Here is a 20,558-nt window from a genome sequence, read left to right on the forward strand (position 1 = left end):
TGCGCATGCTCGCTCCTTCGACGTAGCGCCCAGTCAGGTACGGTAGAAAAAATAAAGATAAGAAAAATCGAGGCCCGCCATGATCAAGCTCTTTTGCCCCCGCTCCCCCACCACTCCCATTTGGATCGAGCCGGTCTCGACCTGAGACCTATTGCGCTATCCAGGCCATATGGCCGACCAGAGCCACATAGATCTGAAAAATGGGAGTTCGACCGTGCTAACAGTCCTTGGCTTTTCAATGGTTATCTGTTTCATGTACTTGATCATGACGAAGCGCCTTTCTGCGCTCATCGCGTTGATCTTGATACCTATCGTTTTCGCGCTGATCGGAGGCCATTACGCAGGCCTCGGTGCCATGATGCTCGACGGCGTCAAAACACTTGCTCCAACCGGCGTGATGCTGACCTTCTCGATTCTTTACTTCGGCATAATGATCGACGCTGGGCTTTTCGACGGGCTCGTCCGCTTCATCTTGAAAGTGGTGAAAGGCGACCCTCTCAAGGTCTCGGTAGGCACTGCGGTACTGACAATGCTGGTATCGCTGGATGGTGACAGCTCGACTACCTACATGATTGCCTGCGCTGCATTCCTGCCGCTGTATCAACGACTGGGGATGAGCGTGCTGGGCATGACATGCCTGGTGAACATTGCCAGCGGGATCATGAATATCTCGCCGTGGGGTGGGCCAACTGCTCGCGCAGCAGCAGCGCTGCATGTGGATGCAATGGAAATTTTCCTGCCCATGATTCCTGGCATGCTGCTAGGTTGCGCCTGCCTCATCTTTACTGCCGTAGTCATTGGGCGCAAAGAGCGTGCGCGCATTGGCATTCTTGATATGGACGGTCTTCATCACGGCCCTGTGTCGCTGGGCAATGGATCAGCAGAGCAATGTGATGAAAATCGTCGTCCGAAAATGTTTTGGCCGAATTTGATCTTGACGCTAGGCCTCATCACTTGCCTGATCATTGGCGCAATGCCTATCCAGATCCTGTTCATGGTCGGCTTCGCCATTGCCATCATGCTCAACTACCCGAACATTGAGCAGCAAAAAGCACGTATTGCCGCTCATGCGACGAATGTGTTGGCAGTTACAGCAGTCATTTTTGCTGCGGGCATTTTCACGGGGATCCTTTCCGGAACCGGCATGGTGGACTCAATGGCGAAAAGCTTGCTGCATGTAATCCCACCAAGCTTCGGCCCGTTCCTGGCTGTCTTCACCGCCCTCGTTAGCCTGCCGTTTACATTCTTCATGTCTAACGACGCGTTCTACTTTGGCATCCTTCCGGTGATCGCACAGACTGCAGCCCAATACGGGATAACTCCACTGGAAATCGCGCGGGCTTCGGTTGTGGGTCAACCCGTCCACCTACTCAGCCCGCTGGTGCCATCACTCTATCTGCTCGTTGCCTTGGCCAAAGTAGATCTCGGAGATCATCAACGCTTCGCGCTCAAATGGGCTATCTTGGCCAGCCTCGGCCTGTTGGTGGGCGGCCTTCTGTTTGGGGCATTTCCCTTCTATCAGGTTCGGTAAGCCCCGCTGAACGTCATAATTGAGGCGGAGGCCAAACGGTCTCTGCCACAGCGTAAAATGACGCGCTAGAATGGGTGCTCTTCGGTTCAGATCTCTGTGGTTTCAGACCTAATGCCTTTAAGCCCGCTGCAAGCACGCATCGCGCGTGACATCGTTTCCCACGTACGACGTGAACGCTTCGCTGTTGGTCATCATCTGGTTGAATCACAGCTAGCGAACACACTGAATGTGTCGCGCACGCCTGTGAAGTTTGCCCTGGGCCATTTGGTTGAAAAGGGTATGCTGACTTACGACCGCAACAGGGGTTTTTTCCTCGCACGAGCCAGTGACGACTTGAGCGACCTTGTCTCAGAAGTCATGGAGAAGAGCGATGATCCCTTATACCTGACGCTTGCAGAACTTCGCCTCAGTCGGCAGCTTCCTGAACTGTTTACCGAGATCGAATTCATGCGGCAGTTCGATGTGTCCAGAGCAGCACTGAGGGCCGTGCTGTCTCGGATGCAGCAAGAAGGATGGGTTGAACAGCGTGCAGGCCAAGGGTGGCGTCTGCTTCCTATGATCGACTCTGTTGAGGCTTACGAAGAAAGCTACTCCTTCCGAGCGACCGTCGAACCTTCCGGCCTTTTGTCACCGACTTTTCAGATTGATCGCGAGACGTTGGCGGCATGTCGGAAGCAGCAGGAATTCATCGCGAACGGCGGCTACCTGACCATGACCCCTCAGGAGCTTTTCGAGGCCAACTCCCAGTTCCACGAGACATTGGCGGCGTGCTCGGGTAACCGTTTCCTGCAGCAGACTGTCCGCCGTCTCGACCAGTTACGACGCCTGGTGGAATACCGCCAGGCCAGCGCACGCACACCCCGTAAAGGCCAAGCGGAAGAGCACTTAGCGATTCTCGACTGCCTGGAACGTGGCGACCGCTTGGCTGCTGCTGACCAGATGCGACGCCACCTTGAACAAGCTCGCCGACACAAAGTCGATCCTGCTTTGTTTGAATGAAATTTCCACTTTAATCGCCCCTAGAGCGTTGACGCGGTCAACCTGGTCGCATGCGCTCACTCATGGCGTTTAGACGAAGCTCTCCGAGCTTGCGGTTCCCCTCGTATCCCGCCATGCGCTGATTGACTTATGTGGATATATAGAACATTAAATCCAGACATACGACCGCTCGCTTTCGTGACGGTTTGTAACCGGCTCGATCACGCGAGATTGATGGCAAACACCACTATTCGGATACGACAGGGCGTTCAAGTCCTGGTCTCTAAGCTGAAATGATTACAACTAACAGTGCTCTGAGACTGGTAGGTTAATTGGCGTACCACTTTGGTGTTCACGAGCTTCAGCAGCCCAATGCCGAGAGTTGCTCATTGGGGTCTATCGCTCCTTGTTTGAATGGTATTCCCCGCTAACGATGCCTTGATCCGGGCCTTCCACAGTCTAGCCTAGGGACGGTGTAAACCGAAAAAATGCCCTGTAAACCTTCTAGGTTAACAAGTCATTTTCTGGCTTTACAGGTCGAGTTCGTTAGACTCGATTTGCGTCCAAACTGGGTCGCCAGTACTCACCAAATTTGGCTACCACCCCACTCACCTAGCGAACTTCTCAAGCGTATTGGGTACCTGCTTAATCGGTGCGGGCAATCGTCGGTTTACTCATTTTTGCCGATAGCCGGCCAATTGCTATTAGTGGTAGCGTTGCGTTATCAGCAGGCTCCGTATTTGTCACCTAGGTTGATCAATCGGATGCCCATTTCTGGAAATTACTCGCGATACAGGGATGTCATGGTGCGTATTATTAGCCCATCCAACAAAGGTGGGCCCGCTGCGAGGCAAGGCTTCAAGTATCAAGACCATGTAGCCGTCAGCTTCATTTTCAAGATGCTGCGCGATAGCAGTTACTCCCAAGTAGAGTGCGAGACCGCCGACGATATCGTGGCCGTATTTCAGTGCGCTGGGGAGCTCGTCAACGAGTACATCCAGGTCAAGACGACTGAGGGTGACCACAAATGGAATATGGAAGAGGTGACCAAGCTGGATGGCACCAAAGCCAACTCGTCCTTGCTCCATAAATCGCTGAATTGCGATGTTCGTTCTGGCCCTGCCCGCTTCCGAATTGTGACCCAGCGCGACGTCGCAAAGATTCTCAACGGCTTCAAAACCGAGCTGGATAAGCGGAATCTGCCTGACACCACCACGGCCCGAGGCAAGGCACTGCTCAAGAAGTTCAAGACATTCAGTTCCCCACAAAATCGGAATTTTGCCTACTGGGCAGAGAACTGCGTCTGGCAGGTCTACGGGGATGTGGAAGCATTAGAAGCGGTCAACATCAAGGCCCTCTCCAAGCTTGCTGAGGATTTCGGGAACCGCCCCAACAATACCCAGATGCAGGCTATTTACGATGATTTCTTGGAGATGGCTGACAAGGCTGCCACGGCCAACGTGAAAACAGCAGCATCGACGAAGATCATTCTGCGGGCTCCGGCTCTGGCCCACCTCAAGCAGCTACTAGAGGCCGCAGATGAACAGTCAACGGCTACAGCCAAACCCTACAAAAAACGTCCAGATCCCTTCCTGGTCGAGTTTCACGCAAGCACCGATGAAGGCCTGCTGCACACATTTTCCGGCTTCGACGTTCGCTACGCGCTGAAGGCATGGCGGCACGATGGTTTTGCTAAACACCTGGTCGAATGGCTCCCGGAATTCTCACTCAAGGCGAGCGAGATCGTGAATATCCTCGCGCACAATGCCGAGGCCATGCTCGCTCGTTCCATCAATACCTTCAGCGACAGCGAGCTGCCTCGCGATAGGTTGATCGCTGAACTGATCCTCCACGCCATCCTGCGCAGCCGCCAAAACAGCGAGCCCGTGGCATGCAAGGTTTTCTATAAATCCGGTGGCAAGCTCTCCGAATTTGGCAACGCCCACATCGTCCAGATACCTGGCCAGGACGATCAGCTATGGCTAGGGCTCGCGCGCCTGATTGAAGCAGGCAACATGGACGCGACGTTGGCCCAGATCTGCGGCGTCTTGGACGCCACCATTTCGGAAACGGTACTGTCGTCAGAACGCGAAATCATCATCAACCTGCGCGAGCCTCTTCACCATCAACCGAAAGCGGACGCCTTCAACCAGGCACTGCATCGAAACTCGCCAGTCGATGACATGCTGAACGTCCTCTGCTTTCCTATCCTGTTGACCTACGACAGTCACGCACTCTCATCAGGCTGGCTAGCTGATTACGTGAACCACCTCAGAAAAGAGATTGAAGCCCACTTCAGCACCTTCACCACCCAGTTGCCAGAGAACATCAAGCAAGTGAAGGTCATGGTGTTCCTTGTGCCAATGGAGAGCATCGAGAAGCTGACCAATGCCTTCAATGCTCGCTGCAAAACACTGGAAGACTTGCAGGTATGACCTCGGGCGTGTGGTCAATTTGCACAGCTGAAAACACTACAGGGTGAAGGTATTCCGAGCTGGCCAAGCCAGCTTCGGCGATCTCAAGGAACGATGCGGTAATGAACTACGAAACGATCAAGAACAGTCTGGCCAACCTCAATGATGAGGGAGCCTCAACAGTCGATGTGCTGCTCGCCATCAATACCATCGTCAACCGAAGCAACTCCGATTGGGAAGGACGCGACCTGGTGATCCGAGCGCTCGATAAATTCGCACTCTTTGACGCAGTCGAGCAATCGCTCCTGCTCAACATGGTGCGAGCTGTTGGGCTCTTTCCTTACATCACGCCCCACCTGAGCAACATGGCCCTGTCTGACCGCTTGGCTTACGAGGCTCACAGGGTTGAAGGTGTAGAGCCTGGCATGGTGTTTCATCACCTTCAGGCACACGTTTTCAGCTTGATCATGCAGGGTCAAAACGTCGTCTTGAGCGCCTCCACCAGTGTCGGCAAGAGCCTGGTCATCGACGCGGTACTTGCCCAGCGACGGTTCAAAAAGGTGGTGGTGATCGTTCCCACCATTGCGTTAATCGACGAAACCCGACGCCGCTTGGTCAAGCGCTTCCGGGACTTCAACCTAATCACGCATCCTAGCCAGGAAGCTGTGCCAGACGCCACTAACGTGTACCTGCTGACGCAGGAGCGGGTCATCCAGCGCCCTGACCTGGATGATGTGGGGTTCTTCATCCTGGACGAATTTTACAAAATCGATTTGGCGAGTGATAAGGATGGAAGCACACGCGCCGTCGATCTGAGCTTGGCGTTCCACAAGCTCGCAAAGACCGGAGCACAGTTTTACATGCTAGGGCCGCACATTCAGAAGATCTCTGGGTTGGACGGGTACGAGTACCATTTCATCCCGTCCGACTACAGCACCGTCGCGGTCGATATCCAGAATTTCAATCTGGGCATGCGCTCTGAACAGCGCACACAAAAGCTCCTGGAGCTGGTCAGGACGCTGGATTCCCCTACCCTGATCTACTGTCAGGCGCCGGCAAGCGCAAACAGAGTCGCTGAGTATTTGATCCAAGATGCCGGGTTGGCCCCGGTGCCGGAGACGCAAGAAATCGCTGCCTGGATCTCCAAGCATTACCACCCGGAATGGAACGCTGCCAGGGCGATAGCCCTGGGCATCGGGATACACCATGGCGGGGTGCCTCGCGCGCTGCAGCAGTACATCGTCAAGCTATTCAACGAGGGCGTTATCAAGCGAATCATTTGCACATCCACGATGATCGAGGGCGTCAATACGTCGGCTGAAAACGTCATTATTTATGACCGGCGCCTCAAAACGTCCACGTTCGACTATTTCACCTACAAGAACATTTCCGGGCGTGCTGGCCGAATGAACAAATACTTCATCGGCAAGGTGTTCATGCTCGAAGCACCGCCCGTTGAGCAGGGATTGACCGTCGAGTACCCCATCGGCCATCAGGATGAGACTTCACCTATCGGCCTGTTGATGCAACTAGAAAACGAATACCTCACGGACATCTCGCGAGGCCGGCTCCAGGAAGCGTATGCCAACGAGGTGCTGTCACCCGCCACCTTAATCGAAAACCGCCATATTCCTATCGAGCGGCAGGTCAAGGTCGCGAAAACGATCATAGGTGAGCTTCCAGACAACCACGAATTGTTAAGCTGGAAAGGCATCCCTGAGCCTGACCAGCTGAACTACTTGTGTGAGCTGGTCTATAGCCTGGAAGGTGAGAACCTGATGGAGTACCAGATCGCGTCCAGCTCTCAGTTAGCCTGGCACATCAACGAGCTCCGAAATCAGAAAAACTTGCCGGCCTACCTGAGCGAAGCGGTGGATAATCGGTGGGTGAATGTATCAGCGAGCGAAGCTATTAACCTGCGCCTGAAATTCATTAGAAACATGGTGTGCTTCAGGTTGCCTCGGGACATCATGGCCATTCACAAAATCCAGGTCGACGTACTGGGGCAAGAGGGGTACGAACCTGGAGACTTCAGCTTCTTCGCTGAGCAACTGGAAAATATGTTCCTTGATCCCCTGCTCACCGCACTCGACGAATACGGAATTCCTACCCAGATCTCGACCAAGATCAAGCACCTGATCTTGCCATCAGAGCACCTGAACGACTTGCTGGCAAAACTGCGGTTGCTTGCCCCTCGGGTGGAGCGCCTCCAGCTCACCAGCTTTGAGAAAGATGTGATGCAATGGGCGGTCGCTGAGATGTGATGGTGGACGGGCGAGAAAGATGCTGGGAGGCTTATCGGGATTCAGGCCTTCCACCAATTGACGAGTCTGCCAGCCCCCCTGCAGAGAGGAACGAAAATGCCAAACCCACTGGTAATCAAAGGTCAGCGTTTTTCATCCCAAATTGAGGCGGAGCGCTTTTTTTACGCCATGCGTGACAGAAACCTCGTCAGCGGTGGAGATATCAAAGGCTCCACTGAATTCGATTTGCTCGAAGAGCTGTACCTCCGGTATTGCCAGGCCACCAACTGGCCAACGTCAGGAAATCCAGTTGCGTTTTACGCGCGCAATATCGCGCGTGGGAGCGGCCCAAATGGTGGCACCACGCAGGGGTTCGTCGTGAAGTTCAGTGATGGGAGCGAGCAGGAGTTTTCCGTAAAGAAAGCAGTTAAGGCCTTGGCAACGTAATTACTCCTCCACCTCAACGAATGTCCTTCTGGCCATCTCAAGACAAGACTATCGACCCATGACGTATGCACTGATCGACAATGCCACAGTCACAGCCGTCCAGCGCGCCACCGGGGCGGTAGCAGTCAAGACGAGCGACACGATAAACGGGGATCTGTGTGCTTTGGAGAAATTTCTGCAAGGCAATCTCTTCTACGATGATCTTCTCTGCATAGACAACTACAAGCCTGAGCATAGAGACAGTCGGAAGCAGCAATTTCCTTACCTTCGGTTCTTGGCGCCTTCTGAATTTGGTCTTGAGGAGGTGGATGCGGTCGCGCAAAAGGAAGCGGCATCAATCCGTCCCGAAATTCGGGGGGGAGAATTTGTGGATGAGGACTTCAGCGCCCTATTGGAGCAATTAAAAATGAACATGGTGTGCACCTGGGATCAAGCCTCCAGCGTGTATTACCTGACCATGAGGATGTTGGGCTACCGTGGCTCTGAGGAATACAGCAAGTACAGTGCTTTAAGTGCAGCTATCTTCGCAGAGTTGAGTGATGCAGGCGAAACGCGCGGGCGCTGGTCGAAGGACGTCAAGCTTGTAAGCTCGGATGGTCACGTGTTCAGCAAGTCAGAGTTCTCAGAAAGCAGCCGGGGCGACTATGGTGGCCCCACAAGGCAGTTGGAGATGTTCGTAGCCTCCCTAAATTGGCTTGCCTATAAATCCATTTATTACTCGACTGCCGCCAAACACTTGAAAGCTGACTCATTCATCCACCCCATCCGGCACGCTTATCAGGTGCACTGGATGAAAAAAGTCGGCGCCTTTGGCCATGATTTCACCGCCCGACTCCTGGCCAACCTCGCGGACAAGACAAGAACAAGCATTTCGGAAATCCAATCACACGGAGCAACCCAAACTGTTGCACTGGATCTGCCCTTGTTCTCGGCGTGGTTAACTCAATCTACTGGTAGCGTCTCCAATGCCATTGAGGCTGCCAGGCAGCTCCGCAACGAAGGTCATTTCGTCACCATGCGTGAAACGCTCAAAGCCATTCGCATTGCGTTCGACGAGCAGGGCATTGCGAGCGGCAACAAGCGCATTACGAAGCTGATGGATGACGTCGACAAGATTTGCGGCGACCTTAGGCGTAGCTATGGTGTACGGTCTCCTCAGGGCATTGAGGGCAGCTTCCTCATTAAAACGGCAAGCTCAGTCACCAGCCTATTCGGGGTTTCACTACCTGACCGCGATTTCGCTCTCTCGACACCTGAGTTCATGAAATCAGAATCGACCAAAGCCTTCACAACCGTCGTGAAGGACATAACCAAGGAGCTCACCTCAATGGAGCGCCTGGGGGGATTACGAGATCTCATGGCCAAGTCTTTCAGGATCGAGGGCGAAGATCACGGTGGCCCCAAGGTTCAGGAACCGAGGTTCCGTTACGTAAAGTCCGGATGGCAAAAACCGATGTGAAGTCTGTCCGCGTTCCTGTGACTTAGCTGTTCAATGTCAAGTTCCAGAGCGCTAATGGATCAGGGCCTGACTCAAGTTGAAGTTGCGGGGCGGCTGGGCGTCGCTAGGCGGACAGCCAGCAACCATCTCAAAAGGAAATAACTTCCAAGGAGATCGACTAAGCGCCGTTCAGCAATATCAACAAACCGCTGAGGCCTGAATAGGTTGGAGCGGCTAACTCCCATCGCCATCACAGGTAACCACCCATTTAGTTAGAATGGCCGTGCGAACGAGCCGTCGCTGCCTCCTCAGCCATATCACAACGCCATCCAACCTGGTTCTCTGTCTCTCAGCGAGTAGTTAATGCTGAGGCGGCTGCCAGCCCCGCCCCAGTTAACGAAAAGAAATGCGCCGTGCATCTTGATGCATGTCGGTGCTTGTTCAAATCATCACAGGACTGACTCTCCCATGGTGGGCTCGATCACTACCATCAGCAGCACTTGCTCCTGACCCTGTCCGAAACGAGCGTGAAGATAGCCAAGTGTTAACGCGTCTCCCACCACGTCGATGCACGGGCGCAGCCGATGGCCTTGCCCAAGGACTCCAAGGCCTTCTTGATCGAGTCCAGCGTGATTGAGCCCACCGCGTAGCTCTTCAAATCGGTATGAAGGTAGACGGCTTTGTTCAGATAAGGGTCTGCGTACTTGAACACCACGTCAGTCGGATGCGTGTGCTCAGACTTCTTCAAGTGCGCGTGTGTTTCCTTCTTCACACAGCCGAAGTTGAGGTTCGCCGTCCCCTCTTTCTTCCAGCGGAAGAAGCTGAAGATCTCGTTGGAAACGAGCTCCGCGAGCCTCGCAATTTTTTCGGTTTCGCCCCCCCTGACATGGTCGTTCCTGACACGAAATAAGTGTGCAGGAACGATAGCGACCAGGGATCTAAAGCCCTAGCCGCAAAGGTGCGTCCTGCTGTGGTTATGGCCTCATGCCAGCAAAAATTACCGCAAAACGCTGAGGCCGACCATCTTGACATCTCTCCCGATAAGGCTGTTCGTCGGGTTGGCAGCAGCCAATTCATCCATAGCGCGTAGCTAAAGTGGACAAAAAATCATGAAATTGAGGGCGGGAGCGCACTGGTTGCTCAACGATCTGGGTTTGGCGTGCTATGGGGGGGTAGAGATACGGCAAGGCCTTGAACAACGCGGCCTTGCGGGAATACGAGATGGGTTCAAGGTCGTCCTGATTTAGCACAATACGGCGACAAAAACACAAATAAAGACATAAAAATCTTAAAGTTAAGAACTTTTTGTCATTTCAAATTGTGCTTTACAGTAAATACCATTCTGCTTCCTAGATTACATCACGAATCAAAGGCGTTGTCAATATATGCATAAATCGAAGATTGCCTTGGTTGGCCAGGGTTCGAATCCACCCACCATGGCCTCGCAAAAGCAGCCACCCGCCGGTAATAGCATCGAGGCGATGAATAGCCTCACGCGAGTCAAGTGCGAACCACCCAGGCTCTACGAGACAGCCACAGGTGCACCATTGGATTTCTACAACGAGTTCACCGAGTACCTCTGGGGCGAGATCGGCATCAGCTACTCGCGCAACTCGGTTATTGCGATCGAACGAGGTGGGCGGGTTTTCACCGAGTTCCTCTATGAAACCGGCGCCCTCTCTGGCCGACTCGACCCTGAGACTGCGTCGAAAACCATGCATCTTTTCTCGTCTTATCTGATCGAGGGAGCAGAAGCCAAAGACCCAATCGTGCGCCAAGCCTTCATTCGAACTGGCCGAAAAACAATCTCCGCGAAGTCAGCCGGAGCGTACATCGCAGCAGCCAATGTTCTGCTGACCGCCTGCAGCGCGATCTCGTTCGAGCAGGCACAACTGACCTCCGTGCTAACCGGCCTGCCTCCCCAGACTCAAACCAATGCGTTGCCGGAACTCAACCCCAGGCTGCGCAGCCCTCAGGAATTAGCTCGAATCCATGCCTATACGCTGCAGGTCAAACCCACTCTTGGTGCCGGCGCGAAGAAAGCCCGAGGCGGCCTGCGCGCCCCTAAGGTCAAGAAAGACCGGAAGGCCAAGCACATTGACCTTCCACATATCCTACCCATGCTTGAGAACGCCCCAACGCCATTGGACGGTTTGATCTGGAGCTTGGGACTTGGCAGCCTGAGACTCTCGGAAGCGGTTGGGGTTCGCCTGGAGGACGTTGACGTTCACAAGAGGATCATTCGCGTCGAAGATCCTGATGGCCTTCGTGACACCACGAACAAGGAACGCTTTGGGTTCAAAGGTCGCAAGACTGCGGTCGTGACGATGTTCGAGCCATTCAAATCCATTTTCTGGCAGAAGCTGGCTGATTACATGGCTGTGCGCCCCTGCTCCGACAGCCGCTGGCTGCTGCTGTCGCTTGATGAATACACCTACGGTGTACCTCTCTGCGAACTCAATTCAAACAGCGTCAACAAGGCGATCAACCGCCGCATTCAAGCCACTCAGAAAAAACTGAAGTTCGTCGCCCCCCAGGGAAACTACTCGTCCCACGACTTCCGACACCTCTTCGGGGTTTGGGCGCGCAACTACGTAATGGTGCCGGGCCGACCCAAGCCGGGCCTCGACCTACCTGAAATTCAGTTGCTGATGGGGCACGCAGATCTCCGGAGTACCGAGGTCTACGCCGCAGATCTGGGCATCAACACCCTTGTGGACGTCGATGCTGCCAACGAGCTCGTGTACCACCAAGGCAAGGGTGAAAGCATTGACCACTACCGTGGCTTGGCCTACGGGCGTTTGAGCGAAGAATTGCTTGAGCGGGGCCCAGGAGCGTGATCAACACCACCGACAGCCTTACCCTGCACGGCAATGATGTCCTACAAAATGCTGCGGCCATCTTGCAAGAACTGGCTCAGAAAGCCATGGATGCCGAGAGCGCGTCTGGGAAAGCCAATCCTGAGCTCCTGACGGATAGGCAAGCCAGGCACCGGCTGGCGTTATCCATCTTCCTGAGGATTCGCAAGGGTCGTGCGTTGACCTACCCGGAGCTCACGACACTCTACAATCTCTGCCTGGTTCCCGACAAACAGCTCGATCTTGCCCTACCTTTGTATACGGCACTTACTGGCGAGGCTGCCCCGCATCCTAAAGATGTTAGCGGCATTCGCATCCCCATTCGGACAATGTTTGTTCTCTTGTGGACTAAGGGGAATGCCACGCTCCCTCATGACTTCAACATCAGTGGCGTATGGGCTAAGTATCCGGAGCTGATTGATGGATCGCAGGGCTTTATCCACAAGCTCGCGGGAGTCAAAACATCACATCTGCATCGCTGCACTCGAAATTTTCAATACCGAGTCAACTGGCAGCGGCCCGAAGACATTGTATTTGAAGAGTTGTGGGAAGCAGCGCCTGTAGTAGTCGACAAGCAACGTGAAATAAAAAGCAAATCTAAGAAGGGTAGCAAATGCACTGATTTTTCCTACCTAACATGGCTGCATCTATTTGCCAGAGAGCATCCGGAAATTGTAAGCCCGGATCAAGCACGGCTTCTTGAAGGCTATCATGCTCACCTAAGTGCCACCACGTTCGAAATTTCGAGCACCGAGAACAGGAAATCTTATGCGCAGTTCGTCAAACACTGGGGCTCGATGGGTAACAACTACTCAAAAAATGAGAATCTCCAATCCAGAAGAGCCCGCTACGCCTCGGGAATAGATGGCCGAAAACACAAGGACAAACAACGAACCGAAGAAAAAAAGACGCGAGCCGAGGAAACCAAAAAGGAGGCACAAGACTTACTCCCCCCCGAGGAGTATGCTCTTTTGCCTGGTCGTCGCCGACCAACTATTTATAACTATGACTGGGTGAATGGCTACTACAATACCCAGGACAACCTAGACATTGAAAAGAACTTGTCCTGTTGGATTAAGGCTGGCGAGCTGCACCTTGAACACATCGAAGAACTCATAAGCATTAACAGCAGAAAGCAAGAAGTTGGATACATACATATTCTGATGGATTACCTAGGTAGGTATCTGCCTGCTTGGCTTAGCAAACACCCCAACAGCGGCATCGAGATCCCGACCAACATTGAGAATTTTCACCGCTCCATTTTTTGGCATCGTACGTCCAAAAATAGCAACCTAAGCAATCCAAAGGACAATTCAAAAATCGATTTGCCGCTCACACTGATGCAGTTTTACGACCTGAAGCGCAGCATCAAAACCAAAGCTAGGTTCATTTTTTCGATATGGCGATATTTCGAAGTCGCGATAGCGAACGGCAACGTAGTAATGCCTAATGGTGAACCTCTAGTCAGTAGCCTCTATAAAAATCCGATCCATCCAGATTTGGACTCCACAGGAAGTGGCTCGGCAGGTAAAAGTGACAAAATCCCCCTCCCCATCGACTCAATGTTGATGGTGGAAGCCTATATGCTCGCACTCGACGCTATCGGGGTCGAGCTTCAAAACAAATGCCTCAAAGGTATCTATAGCTTCCAAGACACTTTGGATCTAAAAAACAGCAGCTGGATCGACCTCGAAAAATACGGAATCTCTTATTCCATCAAGTTGTGGAACCCGAATGACACCTCGCATGAATTGGAGGTACCGCTCAAAAAAATCATCAATGCTTACTCGTGGAAAAGTGAAAAATACAAATCATCTAGCAGCGAAATATACGTTCCATGGCTGTCACAGGTGAGGATGCTCACAACGGCTCTTTTCTCAGGGCTGCGCCTGCAAAATTGCCAATGGTTGGATATCCGCAGCTTTGATAAATATTACGACCACTCTATGAGGGGAAGCCTGAGCAGCTGCATCCTCTATGTCAATACGGACAAAAGCGGAAAAAGCCGCCCCATCACACTCCCTTATAAAATCATGGATGTGCTGATCCAGGAACGCCATTTCCAAACCAGGGAGTACGGAAAAAAATACACAGGCGTGCATTATCAAAATGACCCTAAGAGCACTAAAAAATACAGTAAGATCCACCCTCTTTTCCGTAGCCCTTGGCTCAATAGCGGCGCTCCGTTTTCTGACACTTCTTACACCCTAAAATGGACATTGGTTCTTCGCGGATTTCAGGAGATATACAACGAATTCGTACCTCCAGAGCGTCGTCATGAGTTCGTGGAACGCACTGCCGCTGGAGATTGGTCGGCAGTACATACCCCACATGCTCTGCGGGCCACATGGATTACCCATCGCCGTATCTATGCGAGCCTTGATTACGCCATTATCGGAGGGCAAGTCGGTCATGCTCAGAAGTATACAAGCGCGCATTATGTAGTGCCGACTCATCAAGAAGCTCTGGCCCTGATTGATTCCGCCAACAGAGCGGTCTCCGAGCATGCGTTTGCAGCTCTGACTGGAAGTCCTCCCAGCCCATCATCGCCTAATTCGGCGCTGGTTAAAGGCTGGGAACAGAACCGCAAAGAGACCGTGCGCGACCAGCATCTCGTCTCCGTGATCCCCGATATCTTGGACGCCGACGAGACAGGCCTGGACTTGATTGCCAGCACTAAAACCCAGCGCGTAAAGTTCTTAGACTGTTGCATTTGTGCTCTTGATGGTGACTGCCCGAAAAAGCTGATGACTTTCACGCGAAAGGCTCGCACCTGTGGTATTTGCCCTTACGCAGTATTCGGGATCGATCATCTACCTGCCCTGAATGCAAAAGTCCGTGATCTTGCCTGTCGTGTGGAGCAACTCAGACCAAAACTTCAGCAAACCCTTAAACACCAACCAAAATCGTCCAGCACAGAGATAATTTACGAGGAACTTTCGCTTTGCACCCTAGAGCTGGCTGGTTATCGCCAAGTCATCCAGATCTTGGAGAAAAATTGGCGAGAAGAAAAATTTCCGAACGGGTACATCGCTCGTCATCGCGACCTTGCGAACGCTGTTCGTCATAGTGTTGATATGGCAGATCCCAAACAGCGCGTAATTTCGATGCTGATAGACGCCTCCCAGTTCCCAGCTTTCGCATCAGAACATTACCCCCTGATTCTTGATGAGTTGGCACGTAATCCGGAATTCCTCCAGGTTGCCAACCAACCGTTCGAGGAAAGGGAAATCTACATTGGGCAGATCTTGTCGATCATGGGCGGTACAGGCCTTTCATTCGAAGAAATCTCCGCGTATGCGCTGAGCAAGCCCTCTACCCTCCTTCTCAATCATCAAGCCTCGATGGCAGGGGCGAGTTGAGATGACCAGGCGAGCTCGTGTGTCCAAGGTAGGTGAATTGGCCAGACGAGCTCGTGGGACTGCGCAGAACTGAACATGAAAAGAAAACCCACCAATGCTCCGTCTACCCCAACGCCTCAAGAGCGAAGAGGTGCAGGACAACTCAAGGCAACGATCGCTCGAATCCATGCCGCTTTGCAGGTGCTTCAACAACAGGCTGAGCCCTTCAAAAACATCAGTCAGCTGGCTGATGAAGTCGCTCGTATCTGCGGCGTCGACCGCAGCCTGCTCTTAAAGCGCGGAAAGTCATACAGGAAGTGCCTCGACGCCTACCCAGGGCTCCTTGGCGATGGAAGTACCCCACCCACCCCATACAACACGGACATAGATCCACTGCATCCGGTCATGATCCGGAATTCACAGCTGGAAGAGGAGAACGTCAAGCTTCGCAACATCGTGGACGATTTGTCGAAACGCCCCGTGCAGGCTGCCCGGTCTCAGGACGCTACTACCAAGCCCAGCAGAGTACCTGAGTACCAGCGCGAGTTTGAAGTGACCTGCCAGTTGGTCGACAGGATCCTCGATCACAAGCGGGCCATTCGGATCATAAACGACACCCTGACCGACCTCTCAGATGTCAGCGGCATCCCGAAACCGATAGCCGACTCAACACTCACTGCCCCCTATGTCGAATGGAAGAATGCCCGTGCGCGAACTCAATGATCGTATCTCCAGTGCTGAGGCTGAGGCTGAGGCTGAAGTTGGGTTGGGAGTTGGGGCTAGGTCAGCCCGGAGTGCTTCTGGAGGCGGTTCGCCGCATGAGGTGCTACGCGCCATGAAACCGGAACTGGAGTCGGCGAAGAGGCTGCGCCAGGTAGCCCTGGAGATCATCGAGTCAGGTAAAAGCGTGCCGATGCGGGCCGGCAAGATAAATCTTGCATGGCTGGCTGGGACGGTGGGGCTTACCAGGCAAGTCTTCTATGAAGGGCGCGGCGGGCACGAGCTGCACCAGATTGCTGAGCTGCTGCTGGAGCATGTGCGATCTCAACCCTCCACCAAGGCCCATTCGCAGTACGACAAATCGCTGGCCAGCTTACGAACCGAGATCCAGCTGCTCAGAACCCAGCTGCGAGATGCCGAGCGTGGTTTGCAGCGTGCGGCTTTCCGGGAAGAGATCATTCGGTCAGGAAAGATCCTCACGTTCTGACTGGGCCCTTGGCAGGCCCCGCTTCGCGGCTCTACAGCAGATTCCGTCCAGCTTCATTTCCCTGTCTTTCTACCCAACGGTGCATCAGGCCAATGGCAAAGTACTACTTCGTCCGGAAATTCACTCTCACGCTGTGTGGCGAGCGGCGATTCCATCTCCTATCGCTGGCCACCGGGACATCCTTCAAGGCGCGGCTGGATCCGGAGCTAGGGTCGAAACACATATTCCCAGGCATGACCTATCGCGCGTCCATTAGCAAGTGCGGGAGGGGGCTGGTCATTACCCACCTGTACCCCGCTCTTTGCGTGGAATATGACGAATGCAGGGCACTGGCGGGCTTCGTTAGTACACAGAAAGCGCTCCCTCAATACTCACCCCCCTCCGGACTCGCGAGCGTTTTGGAACAAGCTGCTTTGCTGGAGCAGCGCAGTGTGCGGCAGCTGCTTGACCATGAGAGTCGGTTCATTCTTGGGAAGCATCTTGGCGATGCTCAGACGGCCCAGTTGCAGTTCGCATGGCAGGAGTACATGGACTTCCAGGAATCGGTGTCTGGACTCATGGTTCAGGGATTCGATCAAGCCAGTGCGGAGCAGATGGTGATTTGTCTGCCAGTAAACGGCTGCTTCCTCCTTATTCATCCCCCACTGGCACTGCCGTTTCTTGAGACCAATGACGACTCAGTTCTGAATCATCCAGGCTTCGATCAGACGCCTGGATTGAGGAAAGCTTGGGCACTGCTAAGGCATCTGGAAGCCCAGTCAACGGCGGGGAACACCCTTGTTGAGGTCGCTTCTGTTTATGGGTGTGTGGCAGATGTGGCTGAGGCAGATGGCGGTGGCGGTTTAGCCGACAGCGTCATCGCTGGCTCGGACGATGTGCTTGAGGCGATTCGCGAGTGTGTGGGCCACAGCTGGATTGTGGCGACGGAAGGCCACGTTCAGCTCCAGTCGAACCATATCCTGCAGAGCGCGGTACGCCATCATCTGACTAGGATCTGCACGCCCTTTCACCCAGTCTATAGCGAGCGTGAGATTGAACACGCCTTCAGCCGCTTGAGCGCATTCACCCCGGACATGTTCGCTTTCGACATGCTCGACGAAGTGACTTTGGCACTGAATTCACGCGTGCTGCTCGTTCGATATGACGATGTCAAAGCAGCCGTCGAATTCACCCGGCAGTACTGTGCGGTTTTGGAGCTCTTGACGAATACCGTTCCGACCTCGGTGACGATCGCGAAGGCCAGGTGCGCGGCCTATGAAAATGAGTTAGGTCATGCCCCTGTCCCGTTCTACCAAATTACAGATGGCGCGCATGCCCAGGCAATCGTCGTAAATAAGTTCAATCAGTTGCCCTTGTTCGAGATTTTTCAGCTGCTGGCAGAGCTGGAGAATGTGGTGAATTTGGTTGCACTGGTCGATGCCACCCTGCCGGCCAATGCAGCTGTTGACCAGATGTCTCGCTACTTCCCCACCGTGGATGTCCGCATTCACCAGCAAGGTGCTTTGCCGATCCATCAATGCCTTCGGAACCTCTCCGAGATCGAGGCACGGATCGATGCAGAGGACGTTCAGCGCATCGCGGTGATCTGTGATTGCCCTGATCTTAACCAGTTGCTCAATCGGCGATACAGCTCAGTTCCAGCAGATACGAAGGTGCCTAAAAAGGGCGACATAATTCGGCTCTCACCACGTGGTCTTCGACGTAAAGATGACGCCCTGATTCGCATTGTGAACGTCAAGTCGAATGAGCTTTTCGTGTCTCAGTCACAGACGTATCGGATGATTAAAGCGGACGAGTTCGCGGGGTACTCTTGGGATGCAGGATTTGCACTGAGCCCGAACGAAGCACTGGGGGTCGAACTCCCTCCGGTACTGGTGTTCACCTCCGCTCAAGGCGGTGCTGGTGGGGAAAGGTCGGGGGCTGCCTTCGTCAGGAACCTGCAGGCGCAAGGAGTTCGCGTGATTGAGCACTGCGCGTATGAGATCGAGGGCTTTCCGAGGCTTGCGAGTCCTGGGACTTTGCAGCGGATTGTGCCGCTGGTTGAGTGATGTCAGGAACTGCTGAGCATTACTCCAACCATGCGTTGTGCCGGCTGCTCACAGAGCTCGCATAGACGCGACCGATCAATAAACGCTTTGGCTCGGTATCCGCTGGCTGAGACGCTTTCGGGTGCGAAGAGCCTGCAGATCATCCAGTTGACAAACCAATATTTCTGCACAAAAATACTGGTTGACAGTATCTCTTATTTGCACAGTTTTCGAGGTCGTATCGATGCACGAAACCCAGCACCCAAGTCATTTCGCACCCGAGTTGCTCCCCGAATACCTGGATCTGGTCTGCCAGGAAGTGATCTCAGTTGCGTATCAGGCGCTGGCTGATGCATCCACACCAAACGATACCGCATACACCCGCGCGACCCTGCTCTATGGGCGTCTTCAAGGGCTCTGTAAGGCGTTGGGTGCCGATGTGACCCTGCCATGGCTTGAGCTGCGAAACGGCACCATGGACTTCACGATCAGCATCAACGGTGTTTTGCTACAGATCGTCACCGACGACCCTGATGCTCCTAAGAAGCTGCATCGGCTCAAGGCCAATCTGGTCGAGCTGCACCAACTGAGTCTCTTCGAGGCCACCCCCGAGGTTTCCACCTGGAGACTGTTTGTCGATGGGAACAACGACCTCGAATTCCCTGAGCTCAAAGCCACGATCGTGGGCTTCGATATCAACCAAAATATCCTTTGCCACTGGGCACATGAATACAAGGCCAGCGTGCCGGTCAGAACCAGCGATCTCCCTGCTCAAGTCGAGATCGAGGAACCTTTGGTGGTTCGCAGAAACAAAGACGCCGACACGAAAAAACCCGACGAACTTGGCAGCGTAGATGGACGATAGAACACAGCAACTGGCATTAGGCGACGAATTCTCTCCGGACAAGCTGCGTCTTGCGCGCTGCGCGTCCGGTTGGTCGCTTGCAGACATCGGTGACCTGCTTGGGGTTACCCGGCAGTATGCTCACAAACTGGAGGTGAATGGATTTCCCTCCGCCGTACAGTTGGAAATGCTGAGCACGGCTCTGGGCGTCACTCAGGAGTTTTTCTTTGCGCCTAGACGCAGCTCCGTTGAACTTGAGCAATGCCATTTCCGAAGCGTGCGCGCCTCAACAGTGACGTTGAAGAAATCGATTGCAGCTCAGGTTGAGCTTTTCGAACTGCTGATCGATGAGCTCGACAAAGAAGTCGCGCTCCCGGATATCAGCTTTCGGACACACGATGAACCAGTGACAAGCGTCGATACTATCGAACAGATTGCAGAGCGTTTTCGTAGAGAGCAATCGTTGGGGCTTGGGCCTCTCTCGAATGTCACCAGACTGGTCGAGAAGATTGGAGTGCTGGTCGTCAATATCGCTGAAGCGGATGACCGCATCGACGCGTTTTCCCTACACAACAAGCGCCCACTGATTGTTCGCAATACCGCGAAGCAGAACGCGTGCAGACAACGTTTCGACATCGCTCATGAGCTCGGTCACCTGGTGATGCACCAAGGTGTGGAAACGGGCTGCCGGCACACGGAAGATCAGGCCAACCAATTCGCAAGTGCCCTTTTGATGCCCAGGGCAAGCTTTGCAGGAGAATTCCCTGCAATGCGAGGCAGGTATCTCAACTGGCAAGCCTTGGGTGAGCTCAAACTGAGGTGGAAGGTTAGTTTCAAGGCGCTGATCTATCGGGCTCAGGCCCTGGATCTCATCAGCCAAGAACAGGCCAAGTCAGGCTTCACCTATCTGAATCGCAAGGGCTTCACACGGCGGGAAGATCTCGATGATCAGATCGAGATGGAATCACCTCGACTGGTGCAGCGCGCACTGGATTTGCTGGATCACGCTAGCTGGAGAAAGGCTCTCAAGGCCTGTGGGCTTACCCGTGAGATGGTTGAAAGCCGCTACATGCTTACACCACCTGAGCCACCTTTGAGGCTGGTTTAAAGGATCTACTAGGAGGCGGATATGGCGCTCAATTTCGAACGGCTGCGGGCACATATCCTCCCTCTGGGGTCATGAGAAAATAGTATCAACTGCAACATCGGTTACCTTTAAGTCCGTAACCC

The 20,558-nt window shown here is 53.7% G+C and carries 14 protein-coding genes; 13 read left to right on the top strand and 1 reads right to left on the bottom strand.

The genetic code is table 11. From position 1 onward, the window contains the following. Positions 1-214 precede the first annotated feature (214 nt). The 6 genes from VLA07_RS01490 to VLA07_RS01515 all read left to right on the top strand — a co-directional run bounded on the left by VLA07_RS01490 (position 215) and on the right by VLA07_RS01515 (position 9,072). A complete protein-coding gene (locus VLA07_RS01490; protein WP_123487388.1) occupies positions 215-1,531 on the top strand; it encodes a CitMHS family transporter in 1,317 nt (438 codons plus the stop codon). Positions 1,532-1,642: 111 nt separating this feature from the next. Continuing rightward, entirely contained in the window at positions 1,643-2,530 is an 888-nt protein-coding gene (locus VLA07_RS01495) for a GntR family transcriptional regulator (RefSeq protein WP_026022880.1), read from the top strand. Between the two features lie 782 nt (positions 2,531-3,312). Beyond that, the gene (locus VLA07_RS01500; protein WP_123487370.1) at positions 3,313-4,944 is read left to right on the top strand and encodes a HamA C-terminal domain-containing protein; all 1,632 of its coding nucleotides are present in this window, start codon (positions 3,313-3,315) and stop codon (positions 4,942-4,944) included. A 101-nt stretch (positions 4,945-5,045) separates the two neighbouring features. Then, the gene (locus VLA07_RS01505) at positions 5,046-7,187 is read left to right on the top strand and encodes a DEAD/DEAH box helicase (protein ID WP_123487371.1); all 2,142 of its coding nucleotides are present in this window, start codon (positions 5,046-5,048) and stop codon (positions 7,185-7,187) included. 96 nt (positions 7,188-7,283) lie between these two features. Next, positions 7,284-7,613: a hypothetical protein gene (locus tag VLA07_RS01510; RefSeq protein ID WP_123487372.1), complete on the top strand. Its 330-nt coding sequence runs from the start codon at positions 7,284-7,286 to the stop codon at positions 7,611-7,613. A gap of 58 nt (positions 7,614-7,671) precedes the next feature. Continuing rightward, positions 7,672-9,072: a hypothetical protein gene (locus VLA07_RS01515; protein ID WP_123487373.1), complete on the top strand. Its 1,401-nt coding sequence runs from the start codon at positions 7,672-7,674 to the stop codon at positions 9,070-9,072. A gap of 523 nt (positions 9,073-9,595) precedes the next feature. Here VLA07_RS01515 and VLA07_RS01520 read toward each other — a convergent pair. After that, on the bottom strand, positions 9,596-9,799 hold the full coding sequence (locus VLA07_RS01520) for a hypothetical protein (RefSeq protein ID WP_188056850.1): 204 nt from the start codon (positions 9,797-9,799) through the stop codon (positions 9,596-9,598). Positions 9,800-10,436: 637 nt separating this feature from the next. Between VLA07_RS01520 and VLA07_RS01525 the strand changes: the two genes are divergently transcribed. The 7 genes from VLA07_RS01525 (at position 10,437) to VLA07_RS01555 (ending at position 20,436) form a co-directional block, all read left to right on the top strand. Beyond that, entirely contained in the window at positions 10,437-11,891 is a 1,455-nt protein-coding gene (locus VLA07_RS01525) for a tyrosine-type recombinase/integrase (RefSeq protein WP_123487374.1), read from the top strand. Next, positions 11,888-15,271: a site-specific integrase gene (locus VLA07_RS01530; RefSeq protein WP_123487375.1), complete on the top strand. Its 3,384-nt coding sequence runs from the start codon at positions 11,888-11,890 to the stop codon at positions 15,269-15,271. Before VLA07_RS01525 ends, VLA07_RS01530 begins: the two co-directional genes overlap by 4 nt. 75 nt (positions 15,272-15,346) lie before the next feature. Beyond that, positions 15,347-15,973 carry a hypothetical protein gene (locus tag VLA07_RS01535; protein ID WP_123487376.1) on the top strand — a complete coding sequence of 209 codons (627 nt, stop codon included), beginning with the start codon at positions 15,347-15,349 and terminating at the stop codon, positions 15,971-15,973. 112 nt (positions 15,974-16,085) lie between these two features. Further along, on the top strand, positions 16,086-16,457 hold the full coding sequence (locus VLA07_RS01540) for a hypothetical protein (protein ID WP_123487377.1): 372 nt from the start codon (positions 16,086-16,088) through the stop codon (positions 16,455-16,457). A gap of 92 nt (positions 16,458-16,549) precedes the next feature. Then, positions 16,550-18,505, top strand: a complete 1,956-nt coding sequence (locus VLA07_RS01545; RefSeq protein ID WP_333988296.1) for a hypothetical protein — start codon at positions 16,550-16,552, stop codon at positions 18,503-18,505. 223 nt (positions 18,506-18,728) lie between these two features. Then, entirely contained in the window at positions 18,729-19,349 is a 621-nt protein-coding gene (locus VLA07_RS01550; RefSeq protein WP_123487379.1) for a hypothetical protein, read from the top strand. Continuing rightward, complete coding sequence (locus VLA07_RS01555; RefSeq protein WP_123487380.1) at positions 19,339-20,436, top strand: ImmA/IrrE family metallo-endopeptidase; 1,098 nt, start codon at positions 19,339-19,341, stop codon at positions 20,434-20,436. Before VLA07_RS01550 ends, VLA07_RS01555 begins: the two co-directional genes overlap by 11 nt. The last annotated feature ends 122 nt before the right edge of the window (positions 20,437-20,558 follow it).

It is taken from the genome of Pseudomonas sp. S3(2024), from assembly GCF_036861315.1.
In the GTDB taxonomy this organism is placed as follows: domain Bacteria; phylum Pseudomonadota; class Gammaproteobacteria; order Pseudomonadales; family Pseudomonadaceae; genus Aquipseudomonas; species Aquipseudomonas putida_A.

Coding starts and splice junctions, on each gene's coding strand:
- VLA07_RS01515 (WP_123487373.1), top strand. CDS start 7,672: ATGACGTATGCACTGATCGACAATGCCACAGTCACAGCCGTCCAGCGC.
- VLA07_RS01505 (WP_123487371.1), top strand. CDS start 5,046: ATGAACTACGAAACGATCAAGAACAGTCTGGCCAACCTCAATGATGAG.
- VLA07_RS01545 (WP_333988296.1), top strand. CDS start 16,550: ATGGCAAAGTACTACTTCGTCCGGAAATTCACTCTCACGCTGTGTGGC.
- VLA07_RS01535 (WP_123487376.1), top strand. CDS start 15,347: ATGAAAAGAAAACCCACCAATGCTCCGTCTACCCCAACGCCTCAAGAG.
- VLA07_RS01555 (WP_123487380.1), top strand. CDS start 19,339: ATGGACGATAGAACACAGCAACTGGCATTAGGCGACGAATTCTCTCCG.
- VLA07_RS01525 (WP_123487374.1), top strand. CDS start 10,437: ATGCATAAATCGAAGATTGCCTTGGTTGGCCAGGGTTCGAATCCACCC.
- VLA07_RS01540 (WP_123487377.1), top strand. CDS start 16,086: ATGAAACCGGAACTGGAGTCGGCGAAGAGGCTGCGCCAGGTAGCCCTG.
- VLA07_RS01500 (WP_123487370.1), top strand. CDS start 3,313: ATGGTGCGTATTATTAGCCCATCCAACAAAGGTGGGCCCGCTGCGAGG.
- VLA07_RS01510 (WP_123487372.1), top strand. CDS start 7,284: ATGCCAAACCCACTGGTAATCAAAGGTCAGCGTTTTTCATCCCAAATT.
- VLA07_RS01495 (WP_026022880.1), top strand. CDS start 1,643: ATGCCTTTAAGCCCGCTGCAAGCACGCATCGCGCGTGACATCGTTTCC.
- VLA07_RS01550 (WP_123487379.1), top strand. CDS start 18,729: ATGCACGAAACCCAGCACCCAAGTCATTTCGCACCCGAGTTGCTCCCC.